At 69.3% G+C, this 18,943-nt stretch carries 15 protein-coding genes; 5 read left to right on the top strand and 10 right to left on the bottom strand.

Annotation, left to right across the window (positions count from 1 at the left end; translation table 11 throughout):
* Window positions 1-36 precede the first annotated feature (36 nt).
* Together sucD and sucC are read right to left on the bottom strand one after the other, a co-directional pair.
* A complete protein-coding gene (sucD, locus tag ACWFRJ_RS12115; protein ID WP_453527830.1) occupies window positions 37-915 on the bottom strand; it encodes a succinate--CoA ligase subunit alpha in 879 nt (292 codons plus the stop codon).
* Window positions 916-926: 11 nt separating this feature from the next.
* Window positions 927-2,066, bottom strand: a complete 1,140-nt coding sequence (sucC, locus tag ACWFRJ_RS12120) for an ADP-forming succinate--CoA ligase subunit beta (RefSeq protein ID WP_453527834.1) — start codon at window positions 2,064-2,066, stop codon at window positions 927-929.
* 201 nt (window positions 2,067-2,267) lie between these two features.
* Here sucC and ACWFRJ_RS12125 point away from each other — a divergent pair, with 201 nt between their 5' ends.
* The 5 genes from ACWFRJ_RS12125 to ACWFRJ_RS12145 all read left to right on the top strand — a co-directional run bounded on the left by ACWFRJ_RS12125 (window position 2,268) and on the right by ACWFRJ_RS12145 (window position 10,247).
* Complete coding sequence (locus ACWFRJ_RS12125; protein WP_453527837.1) at window positions 2,268-3,962, top strand: thiamine pyrophosphate-binding protein; 1,695 nt, start codon at window positions 2,268-2,270, stop codon at window positions 3,960-3,962.
* A 12-nt stretch (window positions 3,963-3,974) separates the two neighbouring features.
* Window positions 3,975-5,207 (top strand): formyl-CoA transferase, encoded by a 1,233-nt coding sequence (frc, locus tag ACWFRJ_RS12130; protein WP_453527840.1) that lies wholly within the window; start codon window positions 3,975-3,977, stop codon window positions 5,205-5,207.
* A 3-nt stretch (window positions 5,208-5,210) separates the two neighbouring features.
* Window positions 5,211-7,355: an acetate--CoA ligase family protein gene (locus ACWFRJ_RS12135; RefSeq protein WP_453527843.1), complete on the top strand. Its 2,145-nt coding sequence runs from the start codon at window positions 5,211-5,213 to the stop codon at window positions 7,353-7,355.
* Between the two features lie 125 nt (window positions 7,356-7,480).
* Window positions 7,481-8,869, top strand: coding sequence for an OFA family MFS transporter (locus tag ACWFRJ_RS12140; RefSeq protein ID WP_453527846.1), 1,389 nt, complete (start codon window positions 7,481-7,483; stop codon window positions 8,867-8,869).
* Window position 8,870: 1 nt separating this feature from the next.
* Window positions 8,871-10,247 carry an OFA family MFS transporter gene (locus ACWFRJ_RS12145; protein WP_453527849.1) on the top strand — a complete coding sequence of 459 codons (1,377 nt, stop codon included), beginning with the start codon at window positions 8,871-8,873 and terminating at the stop codon, window positions 10,245-10,247.
* A 78-nt stretch (window positions 10,248-10,325) separates the two neighbouring features.
* Here the strand turns inward: ACWFRJ_RS12145 and ACWFRJ_RS12150 are convergent, their stop codons facing one another.
* From ACWFRJ_RS12150 to ACWFRJ_RS12185, 8 genes are all read right to left on the bottom strand, one after another.
* Window positions 10,326-11,489 carry a sugar phosphate isomerase/epimerase family protein gene (locus tag ACWFRJ_RS12150; RefSeq protein WP_453527852.1) on the bottom strand — a complete coding sequence of 388 codons (1,164 nt, stop codon included), beginning with the start codon at window positions 11,487-11,489 and terminating at the stop codon, window positions 10,326-10,328.
* A 150-nt stretch (window positions 11,490-11,639) separates the two neighbouring features.
* Complete coding sequence (locus tag ACWFRJ_RS12155; RefSeq protein ID WP_453527855.1) at window positions 11,640-13,016, bottom strand: alkaline phosphatase family protein; 1,377 nt, start codon at window positions 13,014-13,016, stop codon at window positions 11,640-11,642.
* Window positions 13,013-14,182 carry a metabolite traffic protein EboE gene (eboE, locus tag ACWFRJ_RS12160; RefSeq protein ID WP_453527859.1) on the bottom strand — a complete coding sequence of 390 codons (1,170 nt, stop codon included), beginning with the start codon at window positions 14,180-14,182 and terminating at the stop codon, window positions 13,013-13,015. Before eboE ends, ACWFRJ_RS12155 begins: the two co-directional genes overlap by 4 nt.
* Window positions 14,183-14,185: 3 nt before the next feature.
* A complete protein-coding gene (locus ACWFRJ_RS12165) occupies window positions 14,186-15,034 on the bottom strand; it encodes a TatD family hydrolase (RefSeq protein ID WP_453527863.1) in 849 nt (282 codons plus the stop codon).
* Window positions 15,034-15,717 (bottom strand): EboA domain-containing protein, encoded by a 684-nt coding sequence (locus ACWFRJ_RS12170; RefSeq protein ID WP_453527866.1) that lies wholly within the window; start codon window positions 15,715-15,717, stop codon window positions 15,034-15,036. The genes ACWFRJ_RS12165 and ACWFRJ_RS12170 overlap by 1 nt, the downstream gene beginning before the upstream one ends.
* The gene (locus tag ACWFRJ_RS12175) at window positions 15,714-16,646 is read right to left on the bottom strand and encodes a sugar phosphate isomerase/epimerase family protein (RefSeq protein WP_453527869.1); all 933 of its coding nucleotides are present in this window, start codon (window positions 16,644-16,646) and stop codon (window positions 15,714-15,716) included. Before ACWFRJ_RS12175 ends, ACWFRJ_RS12170 begins: the two co-directional genes overlap by 4 nt.
* Entirely contained in the window at window positions 16,643-17,707 is a 1,065-nt protein-coding gene (locus tag ACWFRJ_RS12180) for an SCO3242 family prenyltransferase (RefSeq protein WP_453527872.1), read from the bottom strand. Before ACWFRJ_RS12180 ends, ACWFRJ_RS12175 begins: the two co-directional genes overlap by 4 nt.
* A complete protein-coding gene (locus ACWFRJ_RS12185) occupies window positions 17,704-18,873 on the bottom strand; it encodes an inositol-3-phosphate synthase (protein WP_453527875.1) in 1,170 nt (389 codons plus the stop codon). The genes ACWFRJ_RS12180 and ACWFRJ_RS12185 overlap by 4 nt, the downstream gene beginning before the upstream one ends.
* Window positions 18,874-18,943: the final 70 nt, after the last annotated feature.

The raw sequence follows: 18,943 nt of genomic DNA on the forward strand, positions 1-18,943 counted from the left end.
GCTAGTGCAGCCGAGGTCTGCCACCTATGAGTGACATCACGCCCCGAGTTGGTTAAGAACGAGGCGGGCTGTTTCCGTCGGTGTGGCGCCGACCCGCACCCCGGCGGCCTCCAGCGCCTCCTGTTTCGCGCGTGCGGTGCCGGAGGAGCCCGAGACGATGGCTCCCGCGTGTCCCATGGTCTTGCCTTCGGGTGCGGTGAATCCGGCGATGTAGGCGACGACGGGTTTGGTGACGGCCCGTTGGATGTAGGCCGCCGCGCGTTCCTCCGCGTCGCCGCCGATCTCGCCGATGAGGACGATCAGTTCGGTGTCGGGGTCGTCCTCGAAGGCGGCGAGGCAGTCGATGTGCGTGGTGCCGACGACGGGGTCGCCGCCGATGCCCACGCAGGTGGAGAAGCCGATGTCGCGCAGCTCGTACATGAGTTGGTAGGTGAGTGTGCCGGACTTCGACACGAGGCCGACGCGTCCGGGCTTGGTGATGTCGGCGGGGATGATGCCCGCGTTGGCCTGCCCCGGTGTGATGAGCCCGGGGCAGTTGGGGCCGATCACGCGGGTGCCGCGCTCCTTGGCGTACGCGTGGAAGGCGACGGAGTCGTGTACGGGGATGCCCTCCGTGATGACCACGGCCAGGCCGATCCCGGCGTCGGCGGCTTCGGTGACCGCCGCCTTGGAGAACGCGGGTGGCACGAAGACCACGGTGACGTCGGCGCCCGTGGCCTCGATGCCGTCGCGGACGGAGCCGTAGACGGGGACGGCGCGGTCGTCGAAGTCGACGGTGCGGCCCGCCTTGCGGGGATTGACGCCGCCCACGACGTTCGTGCCCGCCGCGAGCATGCGGCGGGTGTGCTTCATGCCCTCGGCGCCGGTCATCCCCTGGACGAGGACCTTGCTCTCCTTGGTGAGGTAGATCGCCATGTCCCGGCTCCTTAGGCTGCGTTGGTGTGGCCCGCGAGTTCGGCGGCGCGGCGTGCGGCGCCGTCCATGGTGGTGGCCTGCTGGACGAGGGGATGGGAGCGCTCGTCGAGGATGGCGCGGCCGCGTACGGCGTTGTTGCCGTCGAGGCGGACGACGAGCGGCTTGGTCAACTGGACGGATTCCAGAGCCTGGACGATGCCGTCGGCGACGGCGTCACACGCGGTGATGCCGCCGAAGACATTGACGAAGACGGACTTGACGGCGGGGTCGGAGAGGATGACGGAGAGGCCGTCGGCCATGATCTGGGCGGAGGCGCCGCCTCCGATGTCGAGGAAGTTCGCGGGGCGCGCTCCGCAGCCCGCGACCACGTCGAGGGTGGACATGACGAGGCCCGCTCCGTTGCCGATGATGCCGACCTCGCCGTCGAGCTTGACGTAGTTGAGGCCCTTGGACGCGGCTTCGGACTCCAGCGGGTCGTCGTGCGCGGAGCCTTCGGCGCCCCAGCGTGCCTGGCGGAAGCGGGCGTTGTCGTCCAGGGTGACCTTGCCGTCGAGTGCGAGGATCTTCCCCTGGGCGGTGCGGACGAGGGGGTTCACTTCGACGAGGAGCGCGTCCTCGCGGATCAGTACCTGCCACAGCTTGACCAGTACGTCGGCGGCGGCTTCGGGGAGTCCCGCCGCCGCGGCGATCTCGGCCGCCTTCGCCTCGCCGACCCCCGCCGCCGGGTCGATCTCCACGCGCGCGACGGCCTCGGGCCGGCTCGCCGCCACCTCCTCGATGTCCATGCCGCCCTCGGCGGACGCGATCGCGAGGAAGCGCCCTGCCGCGCGGTCCAGTACGTACGAGACGTAGAACTCGCTGTCGATCTCGACGGGTTGGGCCAGCATCACCTTGTGCACGGTGTGACCCTTGATGTCCATGCCGAGGATCTGGCGTGCCGTGATCTCGGCCGCCGCCGGGTCCGCCGCGACCTTCACGCCGCCCGCCTTGCCGCGTCCGCCGGTCTTCACCTGAGCCTTGACGACGACGCGCCCACCCAGGCGTTCGGCGCCCGCGCGTGCCTCCTTCGCCGTGTCGGCGACCTCCGCTTGCGGCACCAAAATGCCGTATTCCTCGAAGAGTTCCCTTGCCTGGTGCTCGAACAGGTCCATTCCGGCTCCTGACGCCGTGTCGTTGCGGGGAGCGAACCCCCGCGCCTCCGAAAAGTGCCGCACGCCCCCTGGACACCACTGACCGGATGCGGGATAACAAGCTTCATACAGTATTCGTCGACTGTATGCAATCTACCGCGAGAGCACCTACGAGCAGCGTGTGAGCGCTCCAACTCCCCTACGAAGGGACAGGACTTCGCCATGCCCGACGGCAGCAGCGACACGAACCAAACCCACATCTCCGGTGGGCACCTGGTCGCCAAGGCACTCAAAGCAGAGGGTGTGGAAGTCATCTACACCTTGTGCGGCGGCCACATCATCGACATCTACGACGGCTGCGTCGACGAGGGGATCGATGTCGTCGACGTACGCCACGAGCAGGTCGCCGCCCACGCGGCCGACGGCTACGCGCGCCTGACCGGTAAGCCGGGATGCGCCGTAGTGACGGCGGGACCGGGAACCACGGACGCCGTCACGGGCGTCGCCAACGCCTTCCGCGCGGAGTCCCCCATGCTGCTCATCGGCGGCCAGGGAGCGCACACCCAGCACAAGATGGGGTCACTGCAGGACCTTCCGCACGTCGACATGATGACGCCCATCACCAAGTTCGCCGCGACCGTGCCGGACACGGCGCGCGCCGCGGACATGGTGTCGATGGCCTTCCGCGAGTGCTTCCACGGCGCTCCAGGACCGTCCTTCCTGGAGATCCCGCGCGATGTGCTCGACGCCAAGGTGCCGGTGGACAAGGCCCGGGTGCCGCAGGCCGGGCAGTACCGCGCCTCCACCCGCTCGGTCGGCGATCCCGAGGCCGTCGAGAAGCTCGCCGACCTGCTCGTGCACGCCGAGAAGCCCGCGATCCTCCTCGGCAGCCAGGTGTGGACGACGCGGGGCACCGCGTCCGCCATCGAGCTCGTACGGACCCTGAACGTGCCCGCCTACATGAACGGCGCGGGCCGCGGCACCCTGCCGCCCGGGGACCCGCACCACTTCCAGCTCTCGCGGCGGTACGCCTTCTCCAACGCCGACCTCATCGTCATCGTGGGGACGCCCTTCGACTTCCGCATGGGCTACGGGAAGCGGCTCTCGCCTGACGCCACCGTCGTACAGATCGACCTCGACTACCGCACCGTCGGCAAGAACAGGGACGTCGACCTGGGCATCGTCGGCGACGCGGGGCTGATCCTGAAGTCCGTCACCGAGGCCGCGTCCGGCCGTCTCAACGGAGGCGCGTCCCAGCGCAAGGAGTGGCTCGACGAGCTGCGCGCCGCCGAGCAGACGGCGATCGAGAAGCGGCTGCCGAGCCTGAAGTCCGACGCCTCACCGATCCATCCCTACCGTCTCGTCAGCGAAATCAACGACTTCCTTACCGAAGACTCGATCTACATCGGTGACGGCGGCGACATCGTCACCTTCTCCGGGCAGGTCGTGCAGCCCAAGTCCCCGGGCCACTGGATGGACCCCGGACCGCTCGGCACGCTCGGCGTCGGCATCCCCTTCGTGCTCGCCGCCAAGCAGGCCCGGCCCGACAAGGAGGTGGTGGCCCTCTTCGGAGACGGCGCCTTCTCGCTGACCGGGTGGGACTTCGAGACGCTGGTGCGCTACAACCTGCCCTTCGTCGGGATCGTCGGCAACAACTCCTCGATGAACCAGATCCGTTACGGCCAGAAGGCCAAGTACGGCGAGGAGCGCGAGCGCATCGGCAACACCCTCGGGGACGTCCACTACGACAAGTTCGCCCAGATGCTCGGCGGCTACGGCGAAGAGGTCCGCGACCCCGCCGACATCGGCCCCGCGCTGCAGCGGGCGCGCGAGTCGGGCAAGCCCTCGCTCATCAACGTATGGGTCGATCCGGACGCGTACGCCCCCGGAACCATGAACCAGACCATGTACAAGTGAGGAGCCCGTGCGATGACGACCAAGGCTCTTGAGGGCGTACGCGTCCTCGACATGACACACGTCCAGTCCGGTCCCTCCGCCACCCAGCTGCTCGCCTGGCTCGGTGCGGACGTGGTGAAGCTGGAGGCGCCCTCCGGGGACATCACGCGCAAGCAGCTGCGTGACCTGCCGGACGTCGACTCGCTCTACTTCACGATGCTCAACTGCAACAAGCGGAGCATCACCCTCAACACCAAGACCGAGCGCGGCAAGGAGCTCCTCACGGAGCTGATCCGGCGCTCGGACGTGATGGTCGAGAACTTCGGCCCGGGTGCCGTGGACCGGATGGGCTTCACCTGGGAGCGCATCCAGGAGATCAACCCGCGGATCGTCTACGCCTCCATCAAGGGCTTCGGAGACGGTCCCTACACCAACTTCAAGGCCTACGAAGTGGTCGCACAGGCCATGGGCGGCTCCATGTCGACCACGGGCTTCGAGGACGGTCCGCCGCTCGCCACGGGCGCCCAGATCGGTGATTCCGGGACCGGCATCCACGCCGTCGCCGGGATTCTCGCCGCCCTCTTCCAGAGGGAGAACACCGGTCGCGGTCAGCGCGTGAACGTGGCCATGCAGCACGCGGTGCTCAACCTGTGCCGGGTCAAGCTGCGCGACCAGCAGCGCCTGGCGCACGGGCCGCTCGCCGAGTACCCGAACGAGGACTTCGGCGACGAGGTGCCGCGCTCCGGCAACGCGAGCGGCGGTGGACAGCCGGGCTGGGCAGTCAAGTGCGCGCCCGGCGGCCCGAACGACTACGTGTACGTCATCGTGCAGCCCGTCGGCTGGCAGCCGCTCACCGATCTCATCGGGCGTCCGGAACTCGCGGAGGACCCGGAGTGGGCCTCTCCGGAGGCACGGCTTCCCAAGCTCGGCAAGATGTTCCAGCTGATCGAGGAGTGGTCGTCGACGCTTCCCAAGTGGGAGGTCCTCGAGCGGCTCAACGCACACAACATCCCGTGCGGCCCGATCCTCTCCACCAAGGAGATCATCGAGGACGCCTCCCTTGCCGCCAACGAGATGGTCGTCGAGGTCCCGCATCCCCAGCGCGGCTCCTTCACCACCGTCGGCTCCCCGCTGAAGCTGTCGGACTCCCCCGTGAACGTGGTCAGTTCGCCGCTGCTCGGCGAGCACAACGCGGAGGTCTTCGTCGGTGAGCTGGGCCTCGGCGACGAGGAACTGCGCCTGCTCAAGTCGAACGGAGTGATCTGATTGATGGCCGAAGACCGCGCACTGAGGGTGCGGGCACTCCTCGACAGCGTGCGCGCCGAGGGTCGGACCTCGCTCACGGCCCCGGAGGGCAAGATCCTCGCGGACGCGTACGGGATCGCCGTACCGGGCGAGGAGCTCGCGACGGACGTGGACGAGGCGGTGGCGCACGCGGCCCGCTTCGAAGGGCCCGTCGTCATGAAGATCGTCTCCCCCGACATCCTGCACAAGACCGACGCGGGCGGCGTCATGGTCGGGGTGGAGGGCGCCACCGACGTACGGGCCGCCTTCCACGAAATCGTCGGGAACGCGCGCGCGTACGCGCCGGAGGCACGTATCGAGGGCGTGCAGATTCAGGAGCTGCTGCCCTCCGGGCAGGAAGTGATCGTCGGGGCGGTGACCGATCCGACGTTCGGGAAGGTCGTCGCCTTCGGGCTCGGCGGCGTACTCGTCGAAGTCCTCAAGGACATCACGTTCCGCCTAGCGCCGGTCGACGCGGACGAGGCCGCCTCCATGCTCGACTCGATACGTGCCGCCGAGGTGCTGCGCGGGGTGCGGGGCGCCCCCGCGGTGGACCGCTGGGCCGTGGCCGAGCAGATTCGCCGGGTGTCCCAGCTGGTCACCGACTTCCCGGAGATCGCCGAGGTGGATCTCAACCCGGTGATCGCCACTCCGGAGGGGGCCATCGCCGCGGACATCCGCGTCATCCTCTCCGAAGGAGCCACGAAACAGCGCCGTACGTACACGCGCGAGGAGATGCTCACGTCGATGCGGCGGCTGATGGAGCCCCGCTCGGTGGCCGTGATCGGCGCGTCCAACGAACAGGGCAAGATCGGCAATTCGGTGATGCGCAACCTCATCGACGGCGGCTTCTCCGGCGAGATCCATCCGGTGAACCCCAAGGCCGATGACATCCTGGGCCGCAAGGCGTACAAGAGTGTCACGGACGTCCCCGGTGAGGTGGATGTGGCGGTCTTCGCGATCCCCGCCAAGTTCGTGGCGTCGGCCTTGGAGGAGGTGGGTCGCAAGGGCATCCCCAACGCGGTCCTGATCCCCTCCGGGTTCGCCGAGACCGGTGAACAGGCCCTCCAGGACGAGATCGTGGAGATCGGCGAGCGGCTCGGAGTGCGGCTGCTCGGACCGAACATCTACGGCTACTACTCGACGTGGCAGGACCTGTGCGCCACGTTCTGCACTCCGTACGACGTCAAGGGCGGGGTCGCGCTGACGAGTCAGTCCGGTGGCATCGGGATGGCCATCCTCGGTTTCGCGCGCACTACGAAGACAGGCGTTTCGGCGATCGTCGGGCTCGGCAACAAGTCGGACCTGGACGAGGACGATCTCCTCACGTGGTTCGGCGAGGACCCCCACACGAAGTGCATCGCGATGCACCTGGAGGACCTCAAGGACGGCCGCGCCTTCGTGGAGGCCGCGCGGGCGACCGTTCCGAAGAAGCCCGTCGTGGTCCTGAAGGCCGGACGCACGGCCGCCGGGGCGAAGGCCGCCGGATCGCACACGGGCGCTCTGGCGGGCGATGACGCCGTGTACGACGACATCCTCAGGCAGGCGGGCGTCATCAGGGCCCCTGGGCTCAACGAGATGCTGGAGTACGCGCGCGCGTTGCCCGTGCTTCCCACCCCGCAGGGCGACAACATCGTGATCATCACGGGTGCGGGCGGCTCCGGCGTGCTGCTCTCCGACGCGGTGACCGACAACGGGCTGCGCCTTATGGAGATCCCGGACGACCTGGACGCGTCCTTCCGGGCGTTCATCCCGCCCTTCGGGGCGGCGGGGAATCCCGTCGACATCACCGGGGGCGAGCCCCCGTCGACGTACGAGGCGACGATCAGGCTCGGTCTTGAGGACCCGCGCATCCACGCGCTCGTCCTGGGCTACTGGCACACCATCGTCACCCCTCCCATGGTCTTCGCCGAGCTCACGGCCCGTGTGGTCGCGGAGTTCCGTGAGCGCGGCATCGAGAAGCCCGTCGTGGCATCCCTGGCGGGCGATGTCGAGGTGGAGGAGGCCTGCCAGTACCTCTTCGAGCGGGGGGTCGTGGCCTACCCGTACACCACGGAGAAGCCGGTGGCCGCGCTCGGCGCGAAGTACCGGTGGGCCCGAGCGGCCGGTCTGTTGGGGGGCGGTCGATGAGGTGACCGGTGCAGGGGCCGGCCGGCGGTGCGCGTCGGCCGGGCCCGGGACCCGTGCGCACACGAAAGGAATTGGACAGGGGGCGCTGGCCAGGATCTTTTCGACGCAAGGGGTGCTGAATCAACATGACGACAACCGACATACACACAGCCGTCCCGTACAGGGAGGTGACGGACGCCAACGGCCGGATGTACCGCGTCGGCGAGACCGATGTCGACATCATGGGCCGCAAGCGCAAGTGGATGGTCATCCTGCCGTGGATCGGCATGATGGGCATCAGCTCGGCCGAGTACGCGTTCGCGTCTGCCGAGGACACCCTGCACACCGCACATTCCTGGGGCGACACCCACATCTTCTGGATGCTGGGGGTCTGGGTCTTCTTCCAGGCCGCGGTGGCCTTCCCTGCGGGCAAGCTGCGCGAGAGCGGAAAGCTTCCCGCGCGCTGGGCGATGATGTGCGGAGCTGTCGGCACACTTTTGGGCTATCTGTCACTGGCGTTCGCGCCACATGTCGTCGTCGCCTATATCGGCTTCGGCATGTTCAGCGGTATGGGCGCCGGCATGGTGTACGCGACCTGCGTGAACATGGTCGGCAAGTGGTATCCCGAGCGAAAGGGAGGAAAGACCGGATTCGTCAACGGCGGATTCGCCTACGGTTCGGTACCGTTCGTGTTCATCTTCACCGGCTTCATGGACCTGACGAACTTCCGCTGGGTGCTTGTGAGCGTCGGCCTCTTCCTGGCGGCGATGGTCGCCGTGGCCGGTTACTTCTTCCAGGACCCGCCGAAGAACTGGTGGCCGGCCGACGTGGACCCGCTGCGTCCGCCGGACGACCCACGGGCCAGGCGCGCGCTTGCGATGAACCCGCCCGCCGTGCGGCAGTACACGCCCAAGGAGGCGTGGCAGACCGGCCGGGTCGCGCTGATGTGGTTCTGCCTGCTGTGCACATCGGGCGTGAACATCTTCGGCATCGCGTTCCAGGTGGACATCGGGGATGAAGCCGGATTCGCCGGCGGAATCGTCGCCACGGCCATGTCCTTGAAGGCCATCGTCAACGGCACGGGCCGAGGTGTCATCGGCTGGCTTTCCGACCTCTACGGACGCAAACGCTGCCTGATCTTCGTCTGTATAGTCCTCGGCCTTTCGCAGTACGGGATCCTGTGGGCCGCGGACATGAAGAACCTCCCGCTGTTCCTGATCTTCTCCAGCATCTCCGGCTTCGGAGGCGGCGCCATCTTCCCGATGTTCGCGGCGATGACGGCGGACTACTTCGGCGAGAACAACAACGCCTCCAACTACGGCCTGGTCTACAGCTCCAAGCTGGTCTCCGGACTTCTGGGCTCCGGAATGGGAGCTGTCGTGGTGAGCAACTGGGGCCACACCGGGGCCTTCACCCTGGCCGGTTCCATTTCCCTGTTCGCCGGATTCATCGCGCTCTTCCTTTCTCAGCCGGGAAGGCCCAAGGACAAAGGCATCAAACCCAATCCGCAACCCCTCGGTGAGGAGATGGCCTGATATGACGGCGGAACCCATCGCCGCAAGGAACAAGGCGCCGGAGAACGGCACCCCGTATCGCGAGATAACCGACGAGCACGGCCGCGTCTATCGCATGGGCGAGACGGACCGGGACATCCTCGGCCACTCCCGCAAGATCATGGTGTATCTGCCGTGGCTGGCGATGATGGCCATCAGTGTCTTCGAGTACGCGTTCGGCTCGGCGGAGGACACCCTGTCCCACGCCCACGGCTGGACGCAGTCCAACACCTTCTGGATCCTGAGTGTCTGGGTCTTCTTCCAGGCAGGCGTGGCGTTCCCGGCGGGATGGATGCGTGAGAGGGGCATCCTGACGGCGCGGGGCGCCATGTTCATCGGGTCGTTCATGTGCCTGATCGGATTCCTCGCCCTGTCGCACCTGAACAACGTATGGCTCGCGATCATCGGGTTCGGTGTCATCGGCGGCGTGGGTTCCGGCTTCGTCTACGCGACCTGCATCAACATGGTCGCCAAATGGTTCCCCGAACGCCGCGGCGCGAAGACGGGATTCGTCAACGGCGGATTCGCCTACGGTTCGCTGCCGTTCATCTTCATCTTCAACTACGCCTTCGACACGGGCAATTACCACCGGGTCCTCGACCTGATCGGGGCCTACATCCTGGTCGTCGTGCTGGCCTGCGCCTTCTTCTTCAAGGACCCGCCGAAGAACTGGTGGCCCTCCGACGTCGACCCGCTGGAGAAGTCGGGCGTTTCGAAGGACGCGGTGAGCCTCGCCAAGAACCCGCCGGCGGTACGTCAGTTCACACCGAAGGAGGCCATCAGAACGGGAATGCTGCCCCTGATGTGGCTCACTCTCGTCATGACCGCGGGTGTGTCCATCTTCGGCATCTCCTTCCAGGTGGACTTCGCCAAGGAGGTGGGCTTCGGGCCCCTGGTCGCCGCGACGTCGATGGGTCTCATGGCCGTCATCAACGGCATCGGACGCGGCGTGGTCGGCTGGCTCTCCGACATCTGGGGCCGCAAGGCGACCCTGGTGTTCGTGATCCTGGTCCTCGGGCTCTCCCAGTTCGGCGTGATCTGGGCGGGCGACATCCACAGCGAGTGGCTGTTCCTGGTCTTCGCGTTCCTCTCGGGATTCGGTGGCGGTGCGTTCTACCCGATGTTCGCGGCGATGACCCCGGACTACTTCGGCGAGAACTACAACGCCACCAACTACGGGCTCGTCTACAGCGGCAAGCTGATCAGCGGCCTGTTCGGCGGCGGACTCGGCTCGATGGTGGTGGCCGCGTGGGGCTACAACGGCGCGTACGCACTCGCGGGCGGCATCTCCATGCTGGCCGCGGCCGTCGCGCTGCTGCTCCGCCAGCCGGGCCGCGAGAGGGCGCCGGCGCACGCGTGATCCGAATCGTCATACAGCTCTCGCCGCGCACCTTGTGCGCGGCGAGAGCTGTATGTGCGGGCGCTTCAGCGGTTCTTGTCAGTGCTTCTTACGGAGAGCCGCAAGGTTGTTGTAGCCGACCTTCGCGAGCTTCAGGGACTGGCCGAGATCGGTGCCGCTGGGCGCGTTGTCCTGCTCGACCATGGGGTTGTGGTAGTTCTTCTCGCCGACACGGCTGAAGAAGGTGCGGTAGTCGATGACGCCCTCACCGAAGGCCCCCATGTCGTAGCCCTCGCCACTGGTGTCGTTGCGGGTGCCGTCCTTGGCGTGGAACAGCGGGAAGCGCTTGTTGTTGCGGCTGACGAGCCCTGCCGGGTCGAAGACCTTCTCGCGCTGAGAGCCGTCGTGCGCGGTGTACGTGTGGAACTTGTACTGCGCGACGTGCGCCCAGAAGATGTCCATCTCCAGCCAGACCGTCCTCGGGTCGGTGCCCTTGAGGAAGTACTCCAGCCTGCGGATGCCGGAGCTGCGGGTCGGGCGGCCCTGCGCGTCGAGCGGACCGCCGTCGAGCAGGAAGCCGTACGCCGCGTCGTGGTTGTGGGTGTAGAGCTTGATGCCCGCCTTGCGCGCGATGGCGCCCAGGGCGTTCCACTTGTCGGCGGCGACGTCCCAATCGGCCTTGTACGAGCTGTTGGTGGGGTCACCGCCGGTGCCCATGTGGTCCATGCCGAGGATGTTGGCGATCTCCAGATGCTTCTTGAACGTGTCGAGGTCGGGCTGCGAGAGCGGCCATGACCCCGGTATGAAACCGTGGTTGCCCTGGGCGCGCAGGCCGTACTCGTCGAGCCATGAGCGCAGCAGCTTGGCGCCCTCGACGGACTCCAGGTTGGCGCCGCCGGGAGCGTTGGCGTGCTGGCCGTAGCCCGCGAACTCGACCTGCTTGTACCCATAGCGGGCCAGCTCCTTGAACACCTCGCGGAAACCGGAGGGCAGGGTGGAGGCGAGCGGGTCCCGGCCGGTGGCGTCACGCACCGTGTAGAGGATGATGCCGCGCTTCTTCGCCGGCACCAGCTCACGGCCGTGACCGTGACCATGGCCGTGGCCTGTCCGCGGCTGGGCGAAGGACGGTGCAGCGCCGAACACGGGCGCGGCGATCGCGCCCGCGCCGACGGCGGTGCACGTGCTGAGGAAGCGGCGGCGGTTGATGCCGAGACGCTGTCTGAGCGCTTCGTCGGCGGCGGGGGTGTCGTGGATGTCGGTCACGGGTGCCTCTCCTGGGCTCTTGGATTCTCGGGCTGTGGGACTCATGGGTTTTTCGACGTGCGGGCCGACGCCACTGGCGTGTTGTCAGTGACGCGTGATTCACTCTCTGTAACTGCTCCTGACCGGGCGGGTGGTGGGGCGAGGTGTGCCTCAGCCCAGGCCGGCCAGGTCGAGGAGGAGGGATTTCACGGCGGTGGCCGCGATCCGGTCGCCGAACGCATGGGGGGTGGAGCTGATGATGAGCGGACCGTCTTCGTCGCTCGTGGGGAGGCGGCCGTGGCTGCCTCGAATAGGTGAGGGGTCAAGGGGCACGACCGCCATGCGATAGCGCATGCCGAGTTTCTTTCGGGCCAGCGCCTTCGCCGCCTTGACCTTCACGTACGGGTCGAGCGGGTCCATGAAGAGCTCGACGGGGTCGTAGCCGGGTTTGCGGTGGATCTCGACGAGCTGCGCGAAGTCGGGCGCGCGGTCATCGTCGAGCCAGTAGTAGTACGTGAACCAGGCATCCGGCTCCGCGACGGCGACGAGTTCGCCGGAGCGCGGGTGGTCCAGGTGATTGGCCTTCTTGCCCTCGTCGTCGAGGAGTTGCTCGATGCCGGGCAGGTCGGCGAGTGCCTGCCGGGTGACCTCCAGGTCCTCGGGCCTGCGCACGTAGATGTGGGCGATCTGGTGGTCCACGACGGCGAAGGCGCGGGATGCCATCGGGTCGAGGTACTCCATGCCGTCCTGGGTGTGCACTTCGAGCAGCCCCGCACGGCGCAGGGCGCGGTTGATGTCGACGGGCCGGTCAACGCGCGTGATGCCGTACTCGGAAAGGGCGACGACGGTACGGCCCTCGGCCTTCGCCTCGTCGAGAAGGGGGGCGATGGTCTTGTCGAGTTCGGCGGCGGCCTGGTGGGAGCGCGGGTCGTCGGGGCCGAAGCGCTGCAGGTCGTAGTCGAGGTGAGGGAGGTAGCACAGGGCCAGGTCGGGGTGGCGGGTGCTGATGATGTGGCGCGTGGCGTCCGCGATCCAGCGGCTCGACACGATGTCGGCGCCGGGGCCCCAGAAGTGGAACAGGGGGAACGTGCCGAGTTTCTCGGTGAGTTCGTCGTGCAGGGCCGGGGGCCGGGTGTAGCAGTCGGGTTCTTTGCGGCCGTCGGCGTAGTAGACGGGACGGGGGGTGATGGTGATGTCGGTGTCGGCGCCCATGGCGTACCACCAGCAGATATTGGCGACGGTGTAGCCGGGGTGCGCACGGCGGGCGGCGTCCCACAGTTTGTCGCCGGAGACGAGGCCGTTGTGCTGGCGCCACAGGAGTACGTCACCGAGCTCACGGAAGTACCAGCCGTTGCCGACGATGCCGTGCTCGGCGGGGGTGGTGCCGGTGAGGAACGTGGACTGGGCGACGCAGGTGACGGCGGGCAGGACCGTGCCCAGTGGGGCCTGGGAGCCGGACTGGCCCAGGGACTTGAGGTGCGGCATGTGGTCCAGGAGACGGGGGGTGAGGCCGACGACGTCCAGGACGAGGAGGGGTGTGGGGCTCATGGGAGTTCCTTGAGGCCGAGGTCCGTCAGGAGGTCGCGGGCGAGGGTGAGCTCGGCGGCGATGCCGTCGGCGAGCTGGGGGCGGGAGCGGGGGCGCAGCTCGGGCGGCAGGGCCTGCCAGGTGTAGGTCTCGACCTCGAGGTGGTGGGTGCGGGGCTCTGGCCCGCCGACCAGGTGGGCGAGGGTGTCCTTGAGTACGGGAAGCGTGGAGGTGAGAGGCGGTGCGGGCGCCGCGTGCAGGGGGACGTGGAAGTGGGCGCGCCAGGGTGCGCTCTCGGGCAGGACGCCGCCGGCGAGGGATTCGCCGAGGTCGTCGGTGCCGTGCAGTCCGGCGGCGGTGCGGGTGCGGGTCTGGTGCAGGAAGCGGGGTTCGTCGAAGGCGGCGAGGGCCTCGCGGACTCCGGGGAGATGGGGGTGTTCGGCGTGCAGGGCGGCGGAGAGCTGGGATTTGACGACGGGGATGCCCGCGGCGGCGAGCGCGTCGAGCGCGGTCCGCGGGTCCTCGAAGGAGGTGGCGAGGTGGCAGGTGTCGACGCAGACACCGATGCGTTCGTGGCCGACCGCGGTGAGAGGGGCGATGGCGTCGGCCGTGGTCTCCACGGTGCAGCCCGGCTCCGGTTCGAGGCCGATGCGGATCGATTTGCCGGTCAGCTCCGCGAGCGCGTCCAGGCGTTGGGCGAGTGCGGTGAGGGCGGCTCGGGCGGACTCGGCGTGGGTGGTGTCGAAGGGGGTGCGCCAGGCGAGAGGAAGAGTGGAGATGGTGCCTTCGACGACGTCGTCCGGGAGGAGCGCGGCAAGGAGGCGGGCCAGGTCGGTCGTGTGGGAGAGGCGCTCGGGGTCGGTCCAGTCCGGCTTGTAGACCCGGTACTTGACCTCTTCCGCGCCGAACCCCTCGTACGGGAAGCCGTTGAGGGTGACGACCTCGAGGCCGCGCCGGTCGAGTTCGGTGCGCAGGCCGCGCAGCGCGGCGGGGTCGGTGACCAGGGCGTGCGCGGCGTCCTTGGCGAGCCACAGGCCGATGCCGAGGCGGTCCCTGCCGAGCCGCTTGCGTACGGGTTCGCAGTGGTCGCGGAGTTGCGCGAGGACGCCGTCGAGGGTCTCGGCCGGGTGGACGTTGGTGCAGTACGCGAGGTGGACGACGCTGCCGTCGGGGTGCCGGAAGCGCATGGCTCACGCCCCGCCGCGGAGGATGGAATTGCCCTCGTGGGTCGCCTCGGTGTCCGTGACATCGAGCGCGAGGCGGCCGCTGAGTCCATAGAAGGCGACCGGGTTGCGCCACAGGACCAGGTCTACGTCGTCCTCGCTGAACCCGGATGCGAGCATGGCGTCGGCGACCTTACGGGTCTTGAGCGGGTCGCTCTTGCCCCAGTCGGCGGCCGAGTTCACCAGGACCCGCTCCGGCCCGTGGTCGCGCAGGATGGCGACCATCCGGTCCTCGTCCATCTTGGTGTCGGGATAGACGGAGAAGCCGAGCCAGCAGCCGCTGTCCTTGGCTTCCTTGACCGTGGTCTCGTTGAGATGGTCGATGAGGACGCGGTCCAGGGGCAGCGCGGATTCCCGTACGACGTCGATGGTGCGGCGCAGCCCTGCGAGCTTGTCGCGGTGCGGGGTGTGGACGAGGGCGGGCAGCTCATGGTCGGCGGCCAGCTGGAGCTGGGCGGTGAATGCGGCGTCCTCGGCGGGAGTCATGGAGTCATAGCCGATCTCACCGACGGCGACGACGTTGTCCTTGACGAGATAGCGGGGCAGTTCATCGAGGACCGGGGTGCAGCGGGGGTCGTTCGCCTCTTTGGGGTTGAGGGCGATGGTGCAGTGGTGGGCTATGCCGTATTGGGCCGCGCGGAAGGGCTCCCAGCCGAGGAGGGAGTCGAAGTAGTCGAAGAAGGAGGCGGGTGAGGTGCGGGGCTGGCCCAGCCAGAACGCGGGCTCGACGACGGCACGGACGCCTGCGGCGTACATGGCCTGGTAGTCGTCGGTGGTGCGGGACGTCATGTGGATGTGGGGGTCGAAAATGCGCATCAGGACTCCTGTTCCTCGCCGGTGGAAGGGGTCGTGGGGGCCGGGGGCGCCGGTGCGGCCGAGGGGGCCGTAGGGGCGGTCAGGGCCAGGACGCGGTGCAGATCGCTGGGGACTGTGCGACCGGCGGCGGTGCGTTCGCCGGCGTAGTCGTCGAGCATGCGGGCGAGCTCGGCGTCGGCGTGGGCGCGGCGGTCGAGGTCGGCGACGGCGTCCAGGGGGACGCCGGTGAACAGGCACTTGAGGACCGCGTGGCGCCAGTCGTGCGGGGCGAGGTGCCGGGCGGCGTACGGACCGACGGCGGCGGCGACGAGCCGGGTGTCGTTGGTACGCAGGGCGTCCTCGACCAGGGGCAGCGCATCCGTGCCCTGGACCAGGTGGGGCAGGGCGCGCAGGACGGCGCGGCGCTCGGCTGCGGTGCCTTGTTCGTAGACGCGGGTGAGGGTGGCCGGGTCCGCTTCGGCAGCGTGCAGGAGCAGCACACGGGCGTCGTCGGCGTGGTCCTGGCCGCAGCGTCGCCCGGCTTCGGCGAAGCGCAACTCCCATACAGGGGTGGCTCTTTGCTCGGGTCGACCGCGGTGGGCGGCGGCTTCCGCGGTGGCCTGGTCGAGCCAGGCGCGGGCGGCCCCGGCGAGGGCCGCGTCGAGATGGGTGCGGAGGTCGTCGATGACGGGGGCGTCGGTCACGGGGTTCCTCCTCTGGCGGGGGTGGGGACGGGGGCGGCGGGAGCTGCGGCGGTGCGGGTCACTCCGGTCGCCGCCTTGGTCAGGAACTCGATCGAGTGGGCGGCGAGTTGGGGGCCCGCGTGGGAGTGGCGGGGCAGTTCTACGACGGTGAGGCCTTGGTAGCCGGTGGAGGCCAGGGCTTCGAGGACGGGCGGGAAGTCGATCTCTCCGTCCCCGAACGGGAGGTGTTCGTGGACGCCGCGGCGCATGTCCTCGATCTGGACGTGCCGTAGCCAGGGGGCGGCGGCACGTACGCAGTCGGCGGGGGACTGCGGTTCGAGGCACTGGCAGTGGCCGATGTCGAGGGTGAGGCCCAGGAGCTGGGGGTCGCCAAGGTCGTGACGGAGCCGGTGGAAGTCGGCGAGTGTGGAGAGGAGGTGGCCGGGTTCGGGTTCGATGGCCAGAGGTACGCCGACGCCGGACGCGGCGTCCAGGACGGGGCCGAGTGACTCCGCGAGCCGCTGCCAGGCGGTGTCCTCCGGGGTGCCCTCGGGAGTGATGCCGCTGAAGCAGTGCACGGCGTGGGCGCCCAGGTCGGCGGCGACCTGGACGGCACGGATCAGCAGGCGGACCCGGGCGGCGCGCGCGTCCGGGTCGAGGTCCAGGAGTGAGGGGCCGTGCTTGCGACGTGGGTCGAGGACGTAGCGGGCGCCGGTCTCGATGGTCGCCGTCAGACCGAGCCGTTCCAGGGTGCGGGCCACATGGCGGGTGCGGGCGGCGAGGTCGGGGGCGAGCGGATCGAGGTGCATGTGGTCGAGGGTGAGTCCGACGCCCGCGTAGCCGAGGTCGGCGAGGAGACCGAGGGCGTCGTCGAGCCTCAGGTCGGTGAGGCCGTTGGTGCCGTATCCGAAGCGGAAGGGGCCGCTCGCCCGGTTGCTCGTGCCCGTCATGTGACGCTCACCTTCCGGCCGAACTTGCGGGCCGCCGGGGCCAGAGCGGCGGTCAGTAGTGCGGGACCCAGGGCGCCCGTGCGGGCGGAGAGCGCGGCCTGGAGCGGGATCATGGCTCGGATGCCGCCGCCCACGGCACGCTGGGTGAGCTGGGGGGACGGGTTGAGCGCGGCGTGGAAGAGGGGGCGGGCCGCGGTGGCGGCGTAGGTGGCGGCGAGCGCGGCCTGGACGGCACCGCGGGCGCCGGTCCGCCAGGCACGGGCGCCGGGGCGCCCCGGGATGGACACCGGCAGGCCGCGGCTGGCTGTTGCCCGACGGCCTACCGGGAGTTGAGAGGTGGCGGCACCGGTGTCACTGCCGGTGCCGGTGACACTGCCACCGCCCCGGGCGAGTAGCCGCGTCAGCGCTGCTGTCGCGGCGAGCGCGCACAGGGGGGCCGCCGTGGAGCCGCCCTGTGCCTCGCGCCGGGAGACCGCGGTCACCGCGAGGGTGTGGGCGCCCAGGACGAGGGCGGTGGGCACCGCCGCACGGAGGCCAGGGCCGGAGCCCTCCCCCGAGATCGTCCCGCCCTTCGTCCCGACCCTCGTCCCGGCCGATGTGGCCGCCGCTCCCAGGAGCAGGTCGAGGGTGCGGGCAGCCGCCATGGCCGCCGGTCCTGCCGGAGTGTGCTTCAGGCCCAGGTCGTACGCCCATACCGTGGCCGCCAAGGCGCTCGCCACCGTCAGGGCGGGGCGGCCCGCGCCCGCGGCCAGGGCCAGGCCTCCCGCCGTCAGAGCCGCTGCCGCGCCCAGTGCGGCGGACGGCGCGATACGGCCGGACGGCAGCGGTCGGTGAGGGCGTTCGATCGCGTCCTCCTCCTGGTCCGCCCAGTCGTTGAGGGCCATGCCCGCCTCGTAGAGGGAGAGGGAGGCACCGATGGCGAGGAGTGTGCGGTGGTTGGGGCGCAGTCCCGTGGCCGCCGCGCCTGCGAGGGCGTCGCCGGGGACGGTGAACAGGGCGGAGACACGCAGCAGTTCGGCCCAGTCACGGCCGGTGCCGCCCTTCACACCTCCGCCGCTCACGCAGCCACCCCCCGCAGCCGCGACGCCAGGCCCACCAGCGCCTCGTACTGCTCGGCGAGTGCCGACGAGGAGCCGTCGTCCGGGTCCTTGAAGTAGAAGCCCAGTTCACCCAGGGGGCCCGAAAGGCCCTTCTCGTGGGCGCGGGCCACCAAGCGGGCCAGGTCCAGGATCAGCGGCGCCGCCAGTGCCGAGTCGCAGCCCTGCCAGGTCGTCTGCAGGACCATCCGCGCGCCGAGGAATCCGTCGAACGCGATGTGGTCCCAGGCGGTCTTCCAGTCACCGAGGGACGGCACGTCGTCGATGTGGACCTCACCCTCGGGGGCGGAGCCCAGCGTGTCCGCGAGGACCCGTTCCTTGCCCGCGTTCTTCGCAGCCGCCGCTGCCGGGTCCGCGAGGGCCGCGCCGTCACCGCCGCCCAGGAGGTTCGTGCCGGACCAGGCGCGGACCGCGAGGGCGCGCTGGGCGAACATCGGCCCGAGCACCGAGCGCAGGAGCGTCTGTCCCGTCTTGCCGTCCCGGCCCGCGTAGGGGAGCCCCGACGAGGCGGCCTCCGCAGCGAGCGCCGGGTGGTGCAACCCCGTCGACGGGGTGAAGTTCACGTACGGGCAGCCCGCCCGCAGTGCCGCAGCCGCGTAGAGGGAGCTGGCGGGCAGTCGTCCCTCGCCCTCCTCCGGGAGCGGTTCCGTCGAAGCCACGTTGACCACCACCGCACGGGCGAGCCCCCGGCGGCGTACGAAATCGCGGAGGTCGGCGGCGAAGGACTCGATCAGTTCCTCGTCCGTCCTGCTGTCGGAGTCCCCGCGGCGCGGTCCACCCAGGCGGATCTCCGCGTCCGCCGCGGCCAGTTCCGCGCCGACCGCGGACGGGACGCCGTGCGGGAGCACTCCCCCGGCGGCCAGCTCCTCCGCGCGTTTGGGCAGCGGGCACTCCACCGTGTCGTGGCCGCCGAAGACGAGCGACGACAACGTTGGCAGACCGCAGTCCGCGAACGGCGGGGTCTCCGTGACCATGCCGGTCGGCGGGTGCAGACCGGCCGTCACCGCCGCGCAGCCCGCGACAGCCGTCGTGGCGACCGAACCGCGCGCCCCGATCAGCCACACCCCCGTAAGACCGCCACCCGGAGCATCAGAAGAACCAGTAGAAGAGGAAGAAGGGGAATGGGGCACGGCTGCCTCCTGTCGTACACGCGGCGATCGCGCGGGGAGATAAGACGGCTGACGAAGATGGGACGGCGGA

Source organism: Streptomyces sp. NPDC055239 (assembly GCF_053606205.1).